Raw genomic sequence first — 18,893 nt, 5'->3', positions numbered from 1 at the left:
TGCAAGACTCTCGCTGCCGACAATGAACTCCATGACCCGGCTCTCGCGCCCCGCGGCGCGCTCCCACCCGTGAGCGCCTGTCCGCACGACCCCACCGCCCGCCTCGCGCTGCTGCGCGCCCAGTGGGGCGGGCGCGGTGACCTGTGGGTCTTCGGCTATGCCTCGCTGATCTGGCGCCCGGAGTTCGAGGCCGCCGAGCACCGTCCGGCGCTGGTGCGCGGCTGGCACCGCGCCTTTCGCATGCGCTCGCAGATCAACCGCGGCACGCCGCAGCAGCCCGGTCTGGTCTTCGCGCTGATGGCCGGCGGCGCCTGCCGCGGCTTCGTCTACCGCATGCGGCCCGAGACCGCCGACGCCGAGCTGCAGCGGCTGTGGGACCGCGAGATGGTCGGCGGCGGCATCTACGACCCGCGTTTCCTGCCCTGCGAGACGCCGCAGGGCACGGTGCCGGCGCTGGCCTTCACGCTCAGCCGGCGCAGCGAGCACTACACCGGCCGGCTGTGCGACGAGGAGGTGCTGGCCATCCTGCGCCACGCCCGGGGACGCTACGGCACGACGCTGCAGTACCTGGCCGAAACCGCCGCCGCGCTGCGTGACCGTGGCGTGCACGACCGCGAGATCGAGCGCCTGATGCGCCTGGCGGCCTGTGCCGGGCTGGTCGGCCGCGGCGGCGATCAGCCGGCCAGCGCGCGGCGCAACGGCCAGCGAGGGGCGTCCAGATCGTCGTCGGGGTCGACCGCGACGAGCACGCCGGCGTCGTCGACCTCGACGCCGACGGCCGGATAACGCGCCATCAGCCGGCGCGCACCGTCGTCGCCCTGCAGCGACGCCAGTTCCGAGTACAGCTCGGCGGCGAAGCCCACAGGATGGCCGCGGCGTCCGCCGTGCTGGGCATAGGACACCGCATGCGTGGCCACCGAGCCGGCGACGGCCAGGATCGTCGCCGGCCGCAGCATCGGCAGGTCGCCGGGCAGCACCAGCCAGCCGGCCGAGTCGGGGCTGTCGCGCACACCGGCGGCGATCGACTGGCCCGCGCCGCGCTGGGCGCTGGCGTCGTCGAGCACCAGCAGGTCACGCAGCGGCAGCGCCGGCCGCAGCAGCGGCACCAGGCGCTCGGTCGTGACGACGAGCACACGCAGGCCGGTCTGCAGCGCATGGGCGACGGTGGTGCCGAGCACCGTCGAGCCGTGAAGCGCTTGATCCAGCGGGTGCCGCGCCGGGTGGAAGCGCGCCCCCTGCCCGGCTGCCAGCACGACGATCGTCGGGCTCGTGTTCATGGCGCTCGCCTTCCCCGTCGACTCCCCGTGTCACGAAGAATGGCGGCGGCGGACGACGGCCGGCAGTGGGACGTTCACCTACGGCGTTCCACGTAAGGGAAGCACCGTCTGGGCACCGCCGGGCCGGGCGTCGCCGGCCCGCTTCCTATACTCGGCCCATGGACCTGGCTGCCCTCCGCAAGAGCTACGAGCGCGACGCGCTCGACGAGACCGCTTCCGACGCCGACCCGCTGCGCCAGTTCGAGCGCTGGATGAAACAGGCGATCGACGCCCAGGTGCCCGAGCCGAACGCGATGACCGTGGCCACCGTCGGCGCCGACGGACGGCCGTCGACGCGCGTCGTGCTGATCAAGGGCTTCGACGCGCGCGGCATCGTCTGGTACACGAACTACGACAGCCGCAAGGGCCGCGAGCTGGCCGTCAACCCCCATGCCGCGCTGCAGTTCCACTGGATCGAGCTGGAGCGTGTGGTGCGCATCGAGGGCCGGGTCGAGAAGGTCGAGCCCGAGCTGTCGGACGCCTATTTCGCCTCGCGGCCGCTGGACTCGCGCATCGGTGCCTGGGCCTCGCCGCAGAGCCAGGTGATCCCGTCGCGCGCGACGCTGGTCGCCAACGCGGCCAAGTACGCCGCGAGCTACGCGCTGTCGCCGCCGCGGCCGCCGCACTGGGGCGGCTACCGCCTGGTGCCCGACGGCTGGGAGTTCTGGCAGGGCCGCAAGAGCCGGCTGCACGACCGGCTGCGCTACCGCCTGGACGGCGGCGCGTGGGTGCGGGAGCGGCTGGCGCCGTAAGCCGCGACAGCGGCGCTTCGTCGCCGCCGGCCCGCGTTTCGTCGCACGGCACGCGCGCCGGCGCCACCCTGGGCGCGACCATGCGCCATGGACAGCGCGCAAACCCTGTCGCGGACACTCCCGAGGCGCGGCCCGTGGCGCTCGGCGCAGAATCCGGCGTCCGCCGCCACCGGGGGGGTCCGCGGCATGAGCTTCGCCCGCACCAAGATCCAGCCGCCGCGGCCGCGCGCCGGCACGGCCGGCACCTGGATCGAGCGCCCGGCGCTCGACGCCCATCTGCTGGACGCGCTGCTCGGCCAGCGCCTGGTGCTGGTCTGCGCCGCCGCCGGCTACGGCAAGACCACGGCCTTGGCGAGACAGCTCGCCCGGCTGCCGGCCGGCACCGCCGTCGCCTGGATCTCGGCCGACGCCGACGACGACCTGCACCGCCTGCTGGAGTGCTGGATCGCCGCGCTCGAACCCCATGACCTGCCGTGGCGCACCGCGCCCGAGGCGCTGCTGGCGCGTGTCGACGATCCGCGCGGCCGCGCCCGGCTGGCCGCCGAGCTGCTCGACGCGCTCGAATCCTGCGAAGTCGAGCACGGCGTCATCGTCTTCGACGATCTGCACCGCGTCGCCGACGCCGCGTTCTTCGAGCTGCTCGACGGCGTGCTCGAACGCCTGGGCCCGCGCTGGACGGTGGCCGTCGCGACACGCGAGGACCCGCCGCTGTCGCTGGCGCGCTGGCGCGCCGCCGGCGAGCTGGCCGAGTTCCGCCGCCACGAGCTGCAGTTCGCCACCGAGGAAGCCGAAGCGCTGGCCGGCGCGCTGGAGGCCGAGGGCCCGGGCGCGACGGCGCTGGCCGCACGCACACGCGGCTGGCCCGCCGGCCTGCGGCTGGCCCTGGCGCACGGTGCCCGCAGCGCCGCCGCCGGCGAACGTGCGATCCGCGACTTCCTCGACGAGGAGGTGATCGGGCCGCTGCCGGCCGAGCTGCGGGCCTTCCTGCTGCGCAGCGCCGTGCTGCCCGAGCTGACCGCCGCGCGCGCCGCCGCCGTCACGGGTGACGCGCGCGCCGCGGCCCAGATCGAGCGCATCGAGCGCCTGGGCCTGTTCGTCAGCAGCCTGCAGGCCGCCGAGCCGACGCTGCGGCTGCACGACCTGTTCCGCGAGACGCTGCTCGAACGCCTGCGGCTCGAGCACCCCGACGAATGGCCGGCGCTGTGGCGGCGCGCCGCCGCCGGCGAGAGCGACCCCGCGCGCCAGCTGCCGATGCTGCTGCACGCCGGCGACGTCGACGGCGCCGCCGCGGCCCTGCTCGCCCAGGCGCCGACGCTGCTGACCGAAGGCGCGCTGGCCACCGTCGCCCACCTGCTGGCGCTGTTCCCGGACAGCTTTGCCGCCACGTCGCCGGCGCTGCACGAGGTGCGCGGCCTGCTGGCCTGGGCGCGCTGGGACTTCCCGGCGATGCTGCAGGCGATGCGCGCGGCCGAACGCGGCTGGGTCGCATGCGGCGAGGCCGACCGGGCGCGCGCCGCGGTGGCCTACCAGTCGCTGGCGCTGAACGCGCTGGGCCGCCACGTCGAGAGCGCGGCGCGGCTGGGGCCGCTGCGGCGCGAGGCGATGTCGCGCGACACGCGCGTCGTCGTGCTCGTCGCCTGCACCTGGCATGCGCTGGACCTGGGCTCGCTGCACCGGCTGGGGCCGCTGCTCGACGAGCTGGTGGCGCTGCTGGAGACCTGCGACGACGCCTCGCTGTGGTACCGCGCCCACCCGCTGCCGCGCCTGAACGGCCTGCCGGGCACCGAGGCCGCGCTGCAGCGCTACGTGCGCGGCGCCTTGCGGGTCGCCGCCGACCGGCCGCTGCCGCTGCGTGCGCTGGCGCGTGTGCAGGCCGGCTGGCACCACGCCTGGCAGCGCGGCGAGCTCGACGCCGCCGAGCAGGAACTGGCCGCGGTGCTGGACGACTGCCGCTGGCTCGGCGAGCCGGCCAACGTCGCCGGCAGCGCGCAGCTGCTGGCGGCTTTCGTGCACGCGCTGCGCGGCGAACGCGAGCCGGCGCTGGCCGCCGCCGAGCGCCTGGTCGACGAACACCCGGCGGCACGCGGGCCGGCTTCGCTGCGGGTGCTGCGGCTGCACGCGGCGCGTGTGGCCGCACGTTTCGGCGAACGCGAGCGCCTGCTGCGCCATCTCGACTGGCTGCGCGGCCATCCGTCGGCCGACGGCTTCGCCGCCGCGGCCCAGGCCAGCCAGATCGAGGCGCTGGCGGGCCACGCCGAACGGCTGGCCGGCCGCCCCGATGCGGCGATCGACTGCTGGAGCCGGGCGCTGGAGTGCGAGGAGGCCGTCGACCGCCTGGGCCACGCCGTCGAGGTGCGGCTGTACCGCGCCGCGGCGCTGCTCGCCCAGGGCCGGCGCGAGTCGGCCGCCGCCGAGCTGGCGACCGCGGTGCGCCGCGTCGCCGGGGGTGCCGGCGTCGGCGCGGCGCTGTTCGCGCGCCCGGCCCTCGAGGCGCTGGCCGCCACCGACTGGACCGGCGTGCTGGCCGACGAAGCCGTCGCCGTGCTCGGCGGCTGGCTGGGTCGCGCCTTCGCGCCGCCGGCCGCGGCGCCGGCACCACTGCCCGGCGGCCTCAGCGCACGCGAGTGGGAGGTGCTGGAGCGCATCGCCGCCGGCGACAGCAACAAGCTGATCGCACGCGCGCTGGACTTGAGCCCGCACACCGTGAAGCGCCACGTCGCCAACATCCTCGACAAGCTGGGCGCTGCGTCGCGCGGCCAGGCCGCCGCCTGGCACGCCGCGCAGCGCGGCTGAGCCGCCGCCGATGGCCCGTCGTGGCCGCGGCGATGGCTCCTGCGGACGATGCCGGCGCAGGGGCCGCTGTCCAGACTTCGGTTCCACGCCGGCCGCAGGGCGCCGGCGATCACGAGGAACCCCGATGCACACGATCTCCGCCCTGCCGGGCAACACCTACGCCGCCACCGCGACGGCCGCGCGCTTCGACCTCTACGTCTTCATCCACAAGGCGCTGCGCGAGTTCATGCACCACACCGTCGCCGCCGTCGGCGCGATGGACGTCGACGATGCCGGCGAACGTGCCGACGTGCTCGACCAGGTCGAGCTGCTGCTGGCCACGCTGCGCGGCCACGTGCAGCACGAGAACGACTTCATCCACACCGCGATCGAGGCGCGCCGGCCCGGCGGCGCCGCCGACACCGCCGGTGACCACGTCGAGCACCTGGAGGCCATCGCCAACCTCGAGGACGAGACGCACGCGCTGCGCACGGCGGCACCGGCGCAGCGCGCGCTGCTGGCGCTGCGGCTGTACCGTCACCTCGCGGCCTTCGTCGGCGAGAACCTGCTGCACATGCAGGTCGAGGAGACGCGCAACAACGCCGCGCTGTGGGCGCTGTACCGCGACGACGAGCTCGTCGCGCTGCACGACCGCCTGATGGCGACGATCCCGCCGCAGGAGATGGCGCTGGTGGTGCGCTGGCTGGCGGTGGCGCTCAGCGTGCCGGAGCTGGCGATCCTGTTCGCCGATCTGCGCGCCAAGGCGCCGCCGCAGGCCGTCGAGGCGCTGCTGGGCGTGGTGCGCCAGCAGGTGTCGGCGCCGCGCTGGGCGCGGCTGGCGCAGGCGATCGGCCGCGAGGCCTGATCAGTCGGCCGCGGCGTCGCCGACCTGGCGCACGACACGCTGCGGGAACGGGATCTCGACGCCCTCGGCGTTCAGCAGGCGCAGCAGCGCCAGGTTGACCGCCGAGCGCACGTTGCCCTGGCCGTTGTGCGGGTCGCCGATCCAGAAGCCGATCGTCAGCTCCAGGCCGTCGGCGGCGAAGCTGCTGAGCTGCACCGACGGCGCCGGGTCGGCGAGCACACGCGGCACCGCCGCGACCGCGGCGCTGATGCGCGGCATCAGCGTGTCGAGGTCGGTGCCGTAGGCCACCTGCACGACGGTCGACAGCCAGACCCGGGTGTCGGCCAGCGAGGCGTTCTCGACACGCTGCACGATCATCATCTCGTTGGGCACGATGGACTCGCGGCCGTCGAGCGCGCGGATCACGGTGTAGCGCGTGTTGATGTCGGTGATGCGGCCGGAGAATCCGTCGACGCTGACCATGTCGCCGATGCGCACGCTGCGCTCGGCCAGGATGACGAAGCCGCTGACGTAGTTGGACGCCAGCTTCTGCAGGCCGAAACCGAGGCCGACGCCGATCGCGCCGCCGAACACGCTGAGCGCCGTCAGGTCGATGCCGGCGGCCGACAGCGCCATCATCAGGCCGACGAACAGCAGCACCGAACGCAGCAGGTTGGCCGCCATCTTGCGGACCGACAGGTTGTCGCCCGCGCCCTTGAGCAGGCGCTGCTCGAGCACCTGCGAGATCCACAGCGTCAGCACCAGCACGATCGAGGTGTTGAACACCGCCTCGATGACGCTGCCCACCGACAGCCGCACGCTGCCGACCTTCCAGGTGATGGCGTCGAGTTCGGCCATCAACAGCGGCAGCACGCCGGTGATCCACAGCACGGCGCCGATCCAGGCGATCCAGGACACGCTGCGCTCGACGACACGCATCACGCCCGACTTCGGGAAGGCCTGCTGGAGCACACGCACCGTCAGCCGGATCAGCAGCAGCGACAGCAGCACCGGCACCGCCAGGCGGAACACCGCACGCGGCACCGCGTCGCCGAGGATCCACTCGCCGGCGACCGCGAAACACAGCGCCAGCAGCGGGAACAGCACGCCGTCGACGCCGCGGCTGCCGAGCCAGATCGAGCCCTTGTGCTCGACGCGGGCGGCGATCTGGCGCACCAGCGCCCAGGCCAGCGCAAGGCACAGCACGACGATGCCCAGCTCGATCAGCGCCCCGGGCGCACGCAGCGAATCGAAGATCTGGCCGAGGCGTTCGGCCGTCGTGGCGCGGACCATCAGACGTCGGCGAGCACCCGGATGTGCGCGGCCACGCTGCGCGCCAGCGCGCTGAGGTTGTAGCCGCCTTCGAGCACCGAGACGACGCGGCCCTTCGCGCAGCGGTCGGCGACACCGACGACCTGGCGCGTGATCCACTCGAAGTCGGCCTCGACCAGGCCGAGCTGGCCCATGTCGTCCTCGCGGTGGCCGTCGAAGCCGGCGGAGATGAAGACCATCTGCGGCTCGAACTCCTCCAGCCGCGGCATCCACATCGCCATCAGCGTCTCGCGCAGCTCGCCGCCGCGCGTGTACGGCGGGATCGGCACGTTGACCATGTTCTCGCCCTTGGGCACGGCGCCGCTGTACGGGTACAGCGGGTGCTGGAAGAAGCTGCACATCAGGATGCGCTCGTCGCCGGCGACGATGTCCTCGGTGCCGTTGCCGTGGTGCACGTCGAAGTCGATGATCGCCACGCGCTTCAGGCCGCGCACGTCGAGCGCGTGGCGCGCCGCGATCGCGACGTTGTTGAAGAAGCAGAAGCCCATCGTCTCGTCGCGCGTCGCGTGGTGGCCCGGCGGGCGCACGGCGCAGAAGGCGTTGCGGGCGCGGCCGTCGAGCACGTCGTCGGTGGCCGCGACGCAGGCCCCGGCGGCACGCAGCGCGGCGCGCCAGGTGTCGGGGCAGGCGAAGGTGTCGGGGTCCAGCGCGCGGGCCTGGCCGCTCTCCTGGATCTGCACCAGCGCGTCCTGCAGCTGCAGCACGTAGCCGGCGCTGTGCGCGCGCTCGATCTGCTCGAGCGTGGCCGGCGGCGCGTCGCGGAAGTCGAGCGCGACGTCCAGGCCGGTGGCCAGCAGGTGATCGGAGATCGCGTCCAGCCGCTGCGGGCACTCGGGGTGTCCTGGCCCCATATCGTGCAATCGGCACTCCGCATGGCTGTAGAACGCGGTCGTCATGAGTCGTCGTTATGGTTTCGGGGTATGGTCCCGCGCATGGATTCGAGCCTTGCGCGCCAGATCTCCGGGCTGGTCGACCAGATTAGCACGATCATCGTCGGCAAACGCCCGCAGATCGAGGACAGCGTCGCCTGCCTGCTGGCCGGCGGCCACCTGCTGATCGAGGACGTTCCCGGCGTCGGCAAGACGACGCTGGCCCACGCGCTGGCCGGCTCGCTGGGGCTCAGCTTCTCGCGCACGCAGTTCACCGCCGACCTGATGCCCAGCGACCTGGTCGGCGTCAGCGTCTTCGACCGCCAGCGCGACGCCTTCGTCTTCCACCCCGGCCCGGTGTTCGCGCAGGTGCTGCTGGCCGACGAGATCAACCGCGCCGGCCCGAAGACGCAGAGCGCGCTGCTCGAGGCGATGGAAGAGCACCAGGTCTCCATCGACGGCGAGACGCGCGCGCTGCCGCGGCCATTCTTCGTCATCGCGACGCAGAACCCGAGCGACCAGCTCGGCACCTACCCGCTGCCCGAGAGCCAGCTCGACCGCTTCCTGCTGCGCATCACGCTGGGCTACCCCGACCGCGCCAGCGAACGTGCGCTGCTCGCCGGCGAGGACCGGCGCGAGCTGGCGACGCGGCTGCGGCCGGTGATGGACCCGGCCGGGCTGCTGGCCGCACAGCAGGCGGTGCAGCGCGTCAAGGCCAGCGAGCCGCTGCTCGACTACCTGCAGGCGCTGATCGCCGAGACACGCTCCGGGCGCTGGTTCGTGCAGGGCCTGTCGCCGCGTGCCGGCATCGCCGTGCTGCGCGTGGCGAAGGCCCGCGCGCTGATGGCCGGGCGCGACTGGGTCGCGCCGGAGGACGTGCAGGCGCTGCTGCCGCAGGCCGTCGCCCACCGGCTGCAGCCGGTGCCCGGTGCCGGGCGCGGCGCCGTGGCGCAGGTGCGGGCGATGGTCGAGGCCACGCCGGTCCCGTGATCGCCGCCGCGCGCGAGGCCTTCGAGCGCTGGCTCGAGCGCCGCATGCCGGCGTCCGACACCTGGACGCTGACCCAGCGCAACCTCTACATCGTGCCGACACGCGCCGGGCTGGCGTTCGCGGCCACGCTGCTGGCGATGCTGCTGGCGTCGATCAACTACCAGCTCAACCTCGGCTACGTGCTGACCTTCCTGCTCGCCGGCGCCGGCCTGGTGTCGATGCACCAGACGCACGGCACGCTGCGCGGGCTGACGCTGCACCTGAAGGCGCCGCGGCCCGGTTTCGCCGCCGACGCGGCGACGGTGGAGATCGTGCTGACCAACCCCGGCCGGCGCCCGCGCCACGGCATCGCGCTGGGCTGGCGGCGCCAGGGCGGTGTCGCCTGGTGCGACGTCGACGCCGGCGCGCAGGAGACGGTGCAGCTGGCCTTCGTGCCGCCGCGGCGCGGCTGGCACGCGCTGCCGCTGGTGGTCGTCGAGACGGTGTTCCCGCTCGGGCTGTTCCGCGCCTGGAGCGTCTGGCGGCCGGCCGCGCGCGTGCTCGCCTGGCCGCGGCCCGAGACGCCGGCGCCGGCCGTGCCGGCCGCCGCGGCGCAGCCGGGCGAGGCCGCGGCGCCCGCGGCCCAGCCCGCCGGGCAGGAGTTCGACGGCGTGCGCCACTACCGCCGCGGCGACGGCCTGCGCCAGATCGTCTGGAAGAAGGTCGCGCAGACCGGCGAGCTGGTCAGCCGCGACGGCCGCGGCGAAGGCCGGCGCGAGGTCTGGCTGGACTGGGCCGACACGGGCGGCGACACCGAACGCCGGCTGTCGCGGCTGGCGGCCTGGGTGCAGGCCTGCGAACAGGCCGGCCGGCCCTGGGGGCTGCGCCTGCCCGGCCGCGAACTCGCGCCCGGCGGCGGCGACACGCAGCGCCGCGCCGCGCTCGACCTGCTGGCGGGCTGGCCCGGATGAGCCCGCCGCCGCGCACGACGCGCGAAGCGCGCGACACGCTGTTCCTGCTGGCCGTCATCGGCTGGACGCTGCTGCCGCACGCCGCCCACGTGGCCGTGTGGTGCAGCGTGCTGGCCGGCGTGATCCTCGTCTGGCGGGCCTGGCTGGCGGTGGGCAACCGGCCGCTGCCGGGGCACTGGGTGCGGGTCGGCCTGCTGCTGCTGGCCGGCGCGCTGACCTTCTGGAGCGAGCGCACGCTGCTGGGCAAGGAGGCCGGCGTCACGCTGCTCGTCGTGCTGATGACGCTGAAGACGCTGGAGCTGCGTGCGCGGCGCGACGCGCTGGTCGTCTTCTTCCTCGGCTTCTTCGTCGTGCTGACGAACTTCCTGTACTCGCAGAGCCTGCTGGTGGCGGCGTCGATGCTGCTGTCGGTGTGGGGGCTGCTGGCGGCGCTGGTGCTGGCGCACATGCCGGTGGGCCGGCCGCCGCTGGCGCGCGCCGGGGCGCTGGCGGCGCGCGCGGCGCTGCTCGGCGCGCCGGTGATGGTGGCGCTGTTCCTGCTGTTCCCGCGCATCGGCCCGCTGTGGGGCGTGCCCAACGACGCCGCCGGGCGCACCGGGCTGTCGGGCACGATGCGCCTGGGCGGCGTCGCCGAGGTGGCCAACGACGACTCGATCGCGCTGCGCGTGCGCTTCGACGGCGCGGTGCCGCCGCCGGACGCGATGTACTTCCGCGGCCCGGTGCTCGGCCGCTTCGACGGCCTGGACTGGAACCGCGTGCCCGAGCGCTTCGGCGCGGCCGGCGAGCCGCAGCTGCTCGGCGCCCCGCTGCGCTACGAGATGACGCTGGAGCCCAGCCGGCTGGCGATGCTGCCGCTGCTGGAGATCACGCCGGCGCGCGACGGGGCCGCGCCGCGGCTGGAAGGCTGGAGCCCGCGGCTGCGCGCCGACCTGCAGTGGCAGCTCGACCGCCCGCTGACCGACCGCGTGCGCTTCAGCGCCGCGGCCTGGCCGGCCCACCGCCACGGCCCGCGCAGCGCGGTGCCGCAGCTGGCCGACTGGCTGGGCCTGCCGCCGGGCTACAACCCGCGCACGCTGGCCTGGGCGCGCGCGCTGCAGGCCCGGCCCGAGCTGGCCGGCGCCGACGCGCGCACGCTGGCCGCGGCGCTGCTGCGCGAGGTCGCCGGCGGCGGCTACGGCTACACGCTGGAGCCCGGCCCCTACGGCCGCGACGCGATCGACGAGTTCTGGCTCGACCGCAAGCTGGGTTTCTGCGAGCACTTCGCCGCGGCCTTCGTCGTCGCGATGCGCGCGATGGGCGTGCCGGCGCGCATCGTCACCGGCTACCAGGGCACCGACCCGGCGCCGGTGGACGGCTGGTGGATCGTGCGCCAGCGCAACGCCCACGCCTGGGCCGAGTACTGGCAGCCGGGCGTCGGCTGGGTGCGCGCCGACCCGACGGCCGCCGTCGCGCCCGAGCGTGTGCAGCGCGGCAGCAGCCTGGCGCCGGCGCCGGGTTTCGTCGCCGGCACGATGGTCGCCGTCAACCCGGCGCTGGCGGCGCGGCTGCGCGAGGCCTGGGAGACGCTCAACAACCGCTGGAACCAGGCGGTGCTGAACTACTCGCGCCAGCGCCAGTTCGACCTGCTGCGGGCGCTGGGCGTCGAGTCGCCCGACTGGCAGGACCTGGCGCGCGCGCTGGTGCTGCTGGCCGCGGCCGCCGCAGCCGCCGGTGCCGGCTGGGCGCTGTGGGACCGCCACCGCCAGGACCCGTGGCAGCGCCTGCAGGCGCGTGTGCAGCGGGCGCTGGCCGGCCGTGGTATCAAGGTCGGCCCGCAGCACGGGCCGCGGGCGCGCGCCGAGCGTGTGCGCGCCGCGCTGGGCGCGGCCGGCGAACCGCTGGCCGTGGAGCTGGAGGCGCTGGACCGGCTGCGCTACGGCGACGGCGTCGCCCAGCCGGCGCGGCGCTGGTGGCCGGGCTTCGCCAAGGCCCTGCGCCAGGTGGGCCGCCCATAATGGGCCGATGCCCGCCCCGAACTCCGCCCTCGCGAGCATCGCGCTGATCGCCCTGGCCCTGGCCGCACCGCCGCTGGTGCACGCCGCCGAGAAGCCCGCCCGCAAAGCCACCGCCGCGCAACACGCCGCGGCGAAGAAGAAACCCAAGGCCAAGGCCGTGGCCCCCGCCGCGCCGCTGTACGGCGAACGCGAGGACCTGCGCCGCTTCGCCGCCGAGGTCGCCGAGCGCCGCGGCCTGGACGCCGACTGGGTCGCTGTACAGCTCGCCCAGGCGCGCCGGCTGGACAGCGTGCAGCGCCTGGTGATGCCGCCGCCGGCCGGCACGGCCAAGGACTGGGCGGCCTACCGCGCGCGTTTCGTCGAGCCGCGGCGCATCGCCGCCGGGCTGGCCTTCTGGCAGGACCACGAGGACGCGCTGGCGCGTGCCCAGGCGCGCTGGGGCGTGCCGCCGGAGATCGTCGTCGGCATCATCGGCGTCGAGACCTTCTACGGCCGCATCACCGGGCGTTTTCGCATCGTCGACGCGCTGGCGACGCTGGCCTTCGACTTCCCCACCGGCCGCAGCGACCGCAGCCCCTTCTTCCGCCGCGAGCTGGAGGAGTTCCTGGTCTGGGCCGAGCGCGAGGGCCGCGACCCGCAGGCGGTGCGCGGCTCCTTCGCCGGCGCCATCGGCCTGCCGCAGTTCATGCCCAGCAACCTGAACCGGCTGGCCGTGGACTTCGACGGCGACGGCCACGTCGACCTGGGCGGCAACGGCGTCGACGCCGTCGGCAGCGTCGCCCACTTCCTGTCGGCGCACGGCTGGCAGCCGGGGATGGCGACGACGCACGCGGTGGCGCCGCCGGTGGACACCGCGGCGCGTGCGCGGCTGCTGGCGCCGGACATCGAGCCCAGCTTCACCGCGGCCGAGTTCGCCGCCGCCGGGGCCGAGCTCGACGCCGCCGGGCGTGCCCATGGCGGCCCGATGGCGCTGGTCGAGCTGCAGAACGGCGCTGCGGCGCCGAGCTACGTCGCCGGCACCGCCAACTTCCGCGTGCTGACGCGCTACAACGCCTCGTCGTACTACGCGATGGCGGTCATCGCGCTCGGCGACGCGGTCGCCCAGGCGCGTGCCGAGGCCGCCGCCGCCGCGACGGCAAGCGGCCCGGCGGCGCGCTGAATCAGGCTGCCACCGGCACCAGGAAGTCGCGCCCGATGCCGGCGCCGAGGTCGTTGACGCGGTCCAGGAACTGCGTCAGGTAGGCGTGCAGCCCGGTGGCCAGGATCTCGTCGATGCGGCCGTACTGCAGGTCGGCCTGCAGCCGCCCGGCGCGGCGCAGCGTCTCGGCGCTCTGCTGGTTGGCCACCGGCTCGAGGTTGGCGACGACCTCGTTCATGCAGGCCGCCAGCGAGCGCGGCATGTCCGGGCGCAGGATCAGCAGCTCGGCGACACGCTCCGGGCGGATCACGTTGCGGTAGACCTTGCGGTAGACCTCGAAGCCGGAGACCGACCGCAGGATCGCGCTCCAGTGATAGAAGTCGACCTCCTGCGTCTCCTTGACGTTGCCGTTGCCGAAGTACTCGGACGACAGCGCGTGGAACTTCACGTCGAGCAGCCGCGCGGTGTTGTCGGCGCGTTCGAGGAAGGTGCCGACACGCAGGAAGTGCATCGCCTCGTCCTGCAGCATCGTGCCGACGGTGACGCCGCGCGACAGGTGCGAGCGGTACTTGACCCACTCGAAGATCGCGCCCGGGTCGCGCTCGAAGCGGCCGGCCTTGAGCAGGCGGTTGAACTCCAGCCAGGTCTGGTTCTGCGTCTCCCAGACCTCGGTGGTCAGCGCGCCGCGCACCGCCCGCGCGTTCTCGCGCGCCGCACGCAGGCAGCACAGGATGCTCGACGGGTTGGTCTCGTCGCGCACCATGAAATCCATGACGTTGCGCGGCGTGACCTCGCGGTACTTCTGCTGGAAGCTCCAGGTGAGTTCGCTGATCGACAGCAGCCCCTGCCAGCCCTGCTCCGCCATGTCCGCCGACTGCGGCAGCAGCGAGGTCTGGTAGTTGACGTCCAGCATCCGGGCGGTGTTCTCGGCCCGCTCCATGTAACGGGCCATCCAGAACAGGTGATCGGCGGTGCGAGACAGCATCTTGTTCCTCCTGCGCGCGTCAGTCCTCGAGGACCCAGGTGTCCTTGGTGCCCCCGCCCTGCGACGAGTTGACGACCAGCGAGCCCTCCTTCAGCGCCACGCGCGTCAGCCCGCCGGGCACCATCTGCACGCCCTTGCCCGACAGCACGAAGGGCCGCAGGTCGATGTGGCGCGGGGCGATGCCCTGCTCGACGTAGGTCGGGCAGGTCGACAGCGCCAGCGTCGGCTGGGCGATGTAGTTCGACGGGTTGGCCAGCAGCTGCTGGCGGAAGGCCTCGATCTCGGCCTGGCTGGCGGCCGGGCCGACGAGCATGCCGTAGCCGCCGGCGCCGTGGACCTCCTTGACGACCAGCTCGCCCAGGTGCGCCAGCACGTGCGCCAGGTCGCCCGGCTCGCGGCAGACCCAGGTCGGCACGTTGTGCAGGATCGGCTTCTCGCCGAGGTAGAACTCGATCATCCTCGGCACGTACGGGTAGACGCTCTTGTCGTCGGCGATGCCGGTGCCGATGGCGTTGGCCAGCGTCACGTTGCCGGCGCGGTAGACGTCCAGCAGCCCGGCGCAGCCCAGCGTCGAGTCGGGGCGGAAGGCGCGCGGGTCGAGGAAGTCGTCGTCGACGCGGCGGTAGATCACGTCGACACGCTTGGGGCCCTGCGTGGTGCGCATGTAGACGAAGCCGTCGCGCACGAACAGGTCCTGGCCCTCGACCAGCTCGACGCCCATCTGCTGGGCGAGGAAGGCGTGCTCGAAGTAGGCGCTGTTGTACATGCCGGGCGTCAGCACGACGACGGTCGGGTCGTCGGCAGCCGTCGGGGCGCACTCGCGCAGCGTCTCCAGCAGCAGGTCGGGGTAGTGCGCGACCGGCTCGATGCGGTGGCTGGCGAACAGCTCGGGGAACAGCCGCATCATCATCTTGCGGTTCTCGAGCATGTAGCTGACGCCGCTGGGCACACGCAGGTTGTCCTCCAGCACGTAGTAGCAGCCGCTGCCGTCGGGCTGCGCGGCACGCACGATGTCGATGCCGGCGATCAGCGAATAGACCTGGCCCGGCACGTCCACGCCCATCATCTCGGGGCGGAACTGGCTGTTGCGCAGGATGAGGTCGGCCGGCACGACGCCGGCCTTGAGGATCTCTTGCTCGTGGTAGACGTCGTGCAGGAAGCGGTTCAGCGCGGTGACGCGCTGGGCGAGGCCGGCTTCGAGTTCGCGCCATTCGGCGCCGGGGATCACGCGCGGGATGACGTCGAACGGGATCAGCCGCTCGGTGCCGGCACCGTCCTCGTCCTTGGCGCCATAGACGGCGAAGGTGATGCCGACACGGCGGAAGATCATCTCCGCCTCGCTGCGTGCCGACTGCATCGCGTCGGCCGGCTGCTGGCGCAGCCAGCGTTCGTAAGTCCGGTAATGGGACCGCACGGCGCCGTCGGCGGCGCTCATCTCGTCGAAGCTGGGCTTCATCGTCGACATCGCTCCTCTTCAACCGGGGTTAGCAACAACCGGACCCACCACCCGCGTCGTGACGCCGACGGCCAGCGTGTGGCGGCCGCCGCCGCGGATCACGCCGCGCAGCGGCGTGACGTCGCCGAAGTCGCGGCCGACGGCGACACGCACGTGGCCGCTGCCGGGCACCAGGTCGTTGGTCGGGTCCAGGTCCAGCCAGCCGCCGTCGACCCCCGGCGTGTCGGGGCACCAGGCCTGGACCCAGGCATGCGAGGCGTCGGCGCCGACCATCGCCGTGCCGTCCTCGGGCCCGCGTGTCAGCAGGTAGCCGCTGACGTAGCGCGCCGGCACGCCGTGCATGCGCAAGGCGCCGGCCAGCAGGTGGGCGAAGTCCTGGCAGACGCCGCGGCGCTGCACGAAGGCCTGGGCCAGCGGCGTGTCGACCTCGGTGCTGCGGCTCTCGTACTCGAACTCGCGGTGCAGCCGGCGCATCAGCTCGATCGCCGCTTCGGCGACCGGGCGGCCGCGCCGCAGCGAAGGCGCCGCCCACTCGCGCAGTGCCGGCAGCCGCGGCACGAAAGGCGACGGCAGCACGAACTCCACCGCCGGCTCGAACGGCGCCCGCGCGACGTAGCGCAGCCGCGCCGCCAGCGTGTCCCAGGCCGGGGACCGCGCCGCCTCGAGCGCCGCGAAACGCGCCGCGACCCGCACCCGGCTCGTCGCGCGCACGACCAGCGTGCGGTGCGGGCGCAGCAAGGTGAAGTGGCTCTGGTGGTTGCCGAAGGCGTCGGCGTCGTCGCGGCGCTGCTGCGGCCCCGGCTCGATGTCCAGCTCGTGCGCCAGCAGGCGCTGGCCGGCGTCGTCCAGCGGCCGCAGATGCGCCAGGTGGTGCGCCAGCGTCACCGGCGCGGCGTAGTCGTAGCGTGTCTCGTGGACGACCTCGAGCTCGGTCACACGCGTCGGTCCTGTCCGTGCGCCAGCGTGAAGAAACGCGTGCCGACGTCGTCGGCCAGCGCCATCGCCGCGGCACGCAGCGACACCGACAGCGCCAGCAGGCGCTCGACGATGACCGCGTCGCTGGCGCCGCGCAGCGACTCCAGCGTCAGCCCGGTGCCGCCGGGCGGCAGCCGCGCCAGCAGGGCGGCGGCGCCGTTCGGGTCCAGCGGCAGCTTGCGCAGCTCGGTGCGCAGCCGGCGCAGCACGCCGGCGAAGGCACGCGGGTTGGAGTCGTCGAAGACCAGCAGGTCGGCCAGCGCCAGCAGGTCCTCGTGGCGCTGGTAGCGGGCGCGGAAGGTGATCGCGCTGTCGAACAGCTCCAGCAGCAGGTCGACACCGGCGGCGCTGCCCAGCGCGCCGGCCTGCAGCAGCGCCTCCAGCCGCGAGGCCAGGCCGATCAGGCGCTCCAGCAGCCGGCCGACGGCGAGCAGCCGCCAGCCGTGGTCGCGTGTCATGCGGTCGGTCTGCACGCCGGTCACGGCGGCCAGGCGCAGCGCCAGGCGGTCGAGTGCCGGCAGCACCTCGGGCAGCGGCGGCGGCCGTGTCGGCCCGCCGGGGAACGCGGCCTCGAAGGCCTCGCGCATCGAGCGGATCAGCCCCCACTGCTCGGACGACAGCCGCTCGCGCAGCGCCTGCGAGGCCTGCTCCAGCGCACGCAGGTTGAAGGCCACGCTCCAGGCACCGTCGGCGTCGCCCAGCGCGCCGAGCAGCGCACGCTCGAAGCGCGAGGCCGACTGCTCCAAAGTCGGCACGCCCGCCGGCGCCAGGCCGCTGGCCACGGCCATCGCCGACAGCGCACGCTGCACGGCGAGGTCGGCGTCGCTCTCGGCGTCGATCTGCAGCAGCGTCGCACGCGCCAGGCGCACGAGCTGCTCGGTGCGCTCGGTGTAGCGGCCGAGCCAGAACAGGTTCTCGCCGGTGCGGCTGGACACCGGCCGGCGGCGCGCGGCGATGTCGTCGACCTCCAGCCGGCGCGGCAGCATCGAGAAGGTGTCGACCGGGCCGTCGGTCAGCACCCAGGTGTCCAGGCTGGAGCCGCCGCGCTGCATCGACACCGAGGCGTCTTCGCGGCGCGAGACACGGGTCATGCCGCCGGGCAGCACGTGCCAGCGGCCGCCGCCTTCGGCGATCGCGTAGACACGCACCATCGCCGGGCGCGGATTCAGCGCCGCGCCGCCCCAGATCGGCGCACGCGAGAACCGCAACCGGCCCTGAATCGTCCACGCGTCGGGGTCCTCGTCCACCCTGAGTTGGTGCCCGTCGTGCACCTGCGACGTGCGTCCGCCATGCGGGAAGGTGCTGCGCACGAACTTGCCGTCGAGCTGCTCGCGCACGTCCTGCCAGGCCGCCGCCTCGCCGCACCACCAGGTCGGCAGCGCCGGCATGCGCAGCGGCTCGCCGGTCAGGCGCTCGCAGATGCCGGGCAGGAAACCCTGCACCGCCGGCGACTCGAGGAAGGCGCTGCCCAGCGCGTTGGCCATCACCACCTGGCCGGCGCGTGCGGCCTGCAGCAGCCCGGGCACGCCCAGCGTCGAGTCGGGGCGCAGCTCCAGAGGGTCGCACCAGTCGTCGTCCAGGCGGCGCAGCAGCGCGTGCACCGGCTCCAGGCCCTCGACGGTCTTCAGGTACACGCGGTCGTCGCGCACCGTCAGGTCGCCGCCTTCGACCAGCGGCAGGCCGAGGTAACGCGCGAGGTAGGCGTGTTCGTAGTAGGTCTCGCTGTACGGCCCGGGCGTCAGCAGCGCGACACGCGGCGTGGTGCCGCGGGCGACCTCGCGCGCCGCGGCCTCCACCGTGTCGAGCAGGCGCCGGTAGCTGGCCGCCAGATGCTGCACGCGCAGCTCGCGGAAGGCGTCGGGGAACTGGCGCGACACCAGCAGCCGGTTGTGCAGCACGTAGCCCAGGCCCGAGGGCCCCTGCGTGCGCTGGGCGACGACCCACCAGCGGCCGTCGGGGCCGCGCGCGAGGTCGAAGGCGACGATGTGCAGGCGCAGGCCGCCCGGCACGCGCGCGCCGATCATCGGCCGCAGGTAGCCCGGGTGGCGCAGCGCCAGCGCCGGCGGCAGCAGGCCCTCGGCGAGCAGGCGGCGTGCGCCGTAGAGGTCGTCGAGCACACGCTCGAGCAGCGCCGCACGCTGCATCACGCCGGCCTCGATGCCGGCCCAGTCGGCGGGCTCGATCAACAGCGGCAGCAGCTCCAGCGACCACGGCCGCATCGGCGCGCCCTGGTCGTCGAAGACGTTGTGCGTGACGCCGTCCAGGCGGATCTGCTGCGCGATCTGCAGCAGGCGGCGGTCGAGGTCGGCGGCGAGGTCGGCGCCGGCGGGCTCGGGCATCCAGTCGGCGAACTGCCGCCAGGCCGGCCGCACGCTGCCGTCGCCGGCGCGCAGCTCGTCCCAGACGCCGGGCTCGGCCGGCAGGGCGCGCTCGACGAACAGGCCGAGCGCACCGCCGGCGGCGGCGTCGGGGTCGAAAGGCAGCGTGCTCTGCGAGGCGTTCACCGGCGCGATCCTGCCA

At 74.2% G+C, this 18,893-nt stretch carries 15 protein-coding genes; 8 read left to right on the top strand and 7 right to left on the bottom strand.

Annotated features, from left to right (window positions below; all coding sequences use genetic code 11):
* The first annotated feature begins 69 nt into the window (after positions 1–69).
* Positions 70–786, top strand: coding sequence for a gamma-glutamylcyclotransferase (locus tag G5B56_RS00665; RefSeq protein ID WP_164962042.1), 717 nt, complete (start codon positions 70–72; stop codon positions 784–786).
* On the opposite strand, the gene G5B56_RS00660 is transcribed toward G5B56_RS00665, so the two are convergent.
* Positions 675–1,277, bottom strand: a complete 603-nt coding sequence (locus G5B56_RS00660) for an NTP transferase domain-containing protein (RefSeq protein WP_009858189.1) — start codon at positions 1,275–1,277, stop codon at positions 675–677. The two genes, G5B56_RS00665 and G5B56_RS00660, sit on opposite strands and share 112 nt — an antisense overlap.
* Before the next feature lie 158 nt (positions 1,278–1,435).
* On the opposite strand from G5B56_RS00660, the gene pdxH reads away from it, so the two are divergent.
* From pdxH to G5B56_RS00645, 3 genes are all read left to right on the top strand, one after another.
* Positions 1,436–2,068 (top strand): pyridoxamine 5'-phosphate oxidase, encoded by a 633-nt coding sequence (pdxH, locus tag G5B56_RS00655; RefSeq protein WP_164962041.1) that lies wholly within the window; start codon positions 1,436–1,438, stop codon positions 2,066–2,068.
* Between the two features lie 186 nt (positions 2,069–2,254).
* Positions 2,255–4,861: a LuxR C-terminal-related transcriptional regulator gene (locus tag G5B56_RS00650; RefSeq protein ID WP_164962040.1), complete on the top strand. Its 2,607-nt coding sequence runs from the start codon at positions 2,255–2,257 to the stop codon at positions 4,859–4,861.
* 124 nt (positions 4,862–4,985) lie between these two features.
* Positions 4,986–5,705, top strand: coding sequence for a hypothetical protein (locus G5B56_RS00645; RefSeq protein ID WP_164962039.1), 720 nt, complete (start codon positions 4,986–4,988; stop codon positions 5,703–5,705).
* On the opposite strand, the gene G5B56_RS00640 is transcribed toward G5B56_RS00645, so the two are convergent.
* Positions 5,706–6,977, bottom strand: coding sequence for a mechanosensitive ion channel family protein (locus tag G5B56_RS00640; RefSeq protein ID WP_009858193.1), 1,272 nt, complete (start codon positions 6,975–6,977; stop codon positions 5,706–5,708).
* Positions 6,977–7,912: a histone deacetylase family protein gene (locus G5B56_RS00635; RefSeq protein WP_029718625.1), complete on the bottom strand. Its 936-nt coding sequence runs from the start codon at positions 7,910–7,912 to the stop codon at positions 6,977–6,979. Before G5B56_RS00635 ends, G5B56_RS00640 begins: the two co-directional genes overlap by 1 nt.
* Positions 7,913–7,948: 36 nt before the next feature.
* Between G5B56_RS00635 and G5B56_RS00630 the strand changes: the two genes are divergently transcribed.
* Genes G5B56_RS00630 through mltB form a run of 4 tightly spaced genes read left to right on the top strand, consistent with a single transcriptional unit; the run spans position 7,949 to position 12,978 of the window.
* On the top strand, positions 7,949–8,875 hold the full coding sequence (locus G5B56_RS00630) for a MoxR family ATPase (RefSeq protein ID WP_037290294.1): 927 nt from the start codon (positions 7,949–7,951) through the stop codon (positions 8,873–8,875).
* A complete protein-coding gene (locus tag G5B56_RS00625; RefSeq protein WP_029718627.1) occupies positions 8,872–9,825 on the top strand; it encodes a DUF58 domain-containing protein in 954 nt (317 codons plus the stop codon). Before G5B56_RS00630 ends, G5B56_RS00625 begins: the two co-directional genes overlap by 4 nt.
* A complete protein-coding gene (locus G5B56_RS00620) occupies positions 9,822–11,819 on the top strand; it encodes a DUF3488 and transglutaminase-like domain-containing protein (protein WP_164962038.1) in 1,998 nt (665 codons plus the stop codon). The genes G5B56_RS00625 and G5B56_RS00620 overlap by 4 nt, the downstream gene beginning before the upstream one ends.
* Before the next feature lie 7 nt (positions 11,820–11,826).
* A complete protein-coding gene (gene mltB / locus G5B56_RS00615) occupies positions 11,827–12,978 on the top strand; it encodes a lytic murein transglycosylase B (protein ID WP_164962037.1) in 1,152 nt (383 codons plus the stop codon).
* Between the two features lies 1 nt (position 12,979).
* Here mltB and G5B56_RS00610 read toward each other — a convergent pair whose 3' ends face one another.
* The 4 genes from G5B56_RS00610 to G5B56_RS00595 are packed head-to-tail and all read right to left on the bottom strand — an operon-like array spanning position 12,980 to position 18,877.
* Entirely contained in the window at positions 12,980–13,942 is a 963-nt protein-coding gene (locus tag G5B56_RS00610) for an alpha-E domain-containing protein (protein ID WP_009856036.1), read from the bottom strand.
* A gap of 19 nt (positions 13,943–13,961) precedes the next feature.
* Positions 13,962–15,398 (bottom strand): circularly permuted type 2 ATP-grasp protein, encoded by a 1,437-nt coding sequence (locus tag G5B56_RS00605; protein WP_164962350.1) that lies wholly within the window; start codon positions 15,396–15,398, stop codon positions 13,962–13,964.
* An 18-nt stretch (positions 15,399–15,416) separates the two neighbouring features.
* On the bottom strand, positions 15,417–16,334 hold the full coding sequence (locus tag G5B56_RS00600; protein ID WP_009856038.1) for a transglutaminase family protein: 918 nt from the start codon (positions 16,332–16,334) through the stop codon (positions 15,417–15,419).
* Positions 16,331–18,877 carry a circularly permuted type 2 ATP-grasp protein gene (locus G5B56_RS00595; RefSeq protein WP_164962036.1) on the bottom strand — a complete coding sequence of 849 codons (2,547 nt, stop codon included), beginning with the start codon at positions 18,875–18,877 and terminating at the stop codon, positions 16,331–16,333. Before G5B56_RS00595 ends, G5B56_RS00600 begins: the two co-directional genes overlap by 4 nt.
* Positions 18,878–18,893: the final 16 nt, after the last annotated feature.

The organism is Rubrivivax sp. JA1026, from assembly GCF_011065555.1.
GTDB lineage: Bacteria > Pseudomonadota > Gammaproteobacteria > Burkholderiales > Burkholderiaceae_C > Rubrivivax > Rubrivivax benzoatilyticus.
The sequence above is the reverse complement of the archived record's forward strand: the minus strand, read 5'-3'. Positions and strand labels throughout refer to the sequence as shown.

Excerpts from the sequence above, each read along its gene's own strand:
- G5B56_RS00660 (WP_009858189.1), bottom strand. The coding sequence starts at position 1,277 with ATGAACACGAGCCCGACGATCGTCGTGCTGGCAGCCGGGCAGGGGGCG.
- pdxH (WP_164962041.1), top strand. The coding sequence starts at position 1,436 with ATGGACCTGGCTGCCCTCCGCAAGAGCTACGAGCGCGACGCGCTCGAC.
- G5B56_RS00650 (WP_164962040.1), top strand. The coding sequence starts at position 2,255 with ATGAGCTTCGCCCGCACCAAGATCCAGCCGCCGCGGCCGCGCGCCGGC.
- G5B56_RS00645 (WP_164962039.1), top strand. The coding sequence starts at position 4,986 with ATGCACACGATCTCCGCCCTGCCGGGCAACACCTACGCCGCCACCGCG.
- G5B56_RS00640 (WP_009858193.1), bottom strand. The coding sequence starts at position 6,977 with ATGGTCCGCGCCACGACGGCCGAACGCCTCGGCCAGATCTTCGATTCG.
- G5B56_RS00635 (WP_029718625.1), bottom strand. The coding sequence starts at position 7,912 with ATGACGACCGCGTTCTACAGCCATGCGGAGTGCCGATTGCACGATATG.
- G5B56_RS00630 (WP_037290294.1), top strand. The coding sequence starts at position 7,949 with ATGGATTCGAGCCTTGCGCGCCAGATCTCCGGGCTGGTCGACCAGATT.
- G5B56_RS00620 (WP_164962038.1), top strand. The coding sequence starts at position 9,822 with ATGAGCCCGCCGCCGCGCACGACGCGCGAAGCGCGCGACACGCTGTTC.
- mltB (WP_164962037.1), top strand. The coding sequence starts at position 11,827 with ATGCCCGCCCCGAACTCCGCCCTCGCGAGCATCGCGCTGATCGCCCTG.
- G5B56_RS00610 (WP_009856036.1), bottom strand. The coding sequence starts at position 13,942 with ATGCTGTCTCGCACCGCCGATCACCTGTTCTGGATGGCCCGTTACATG.
- G5B56_RS00605 (WP_164962350.1), bottom strand. The coding sequence starts at position 15,398 with ATGAAGCCCAGCTTCGACGAGATGAGCGCCGCCGACGGCGCCGTGCGG.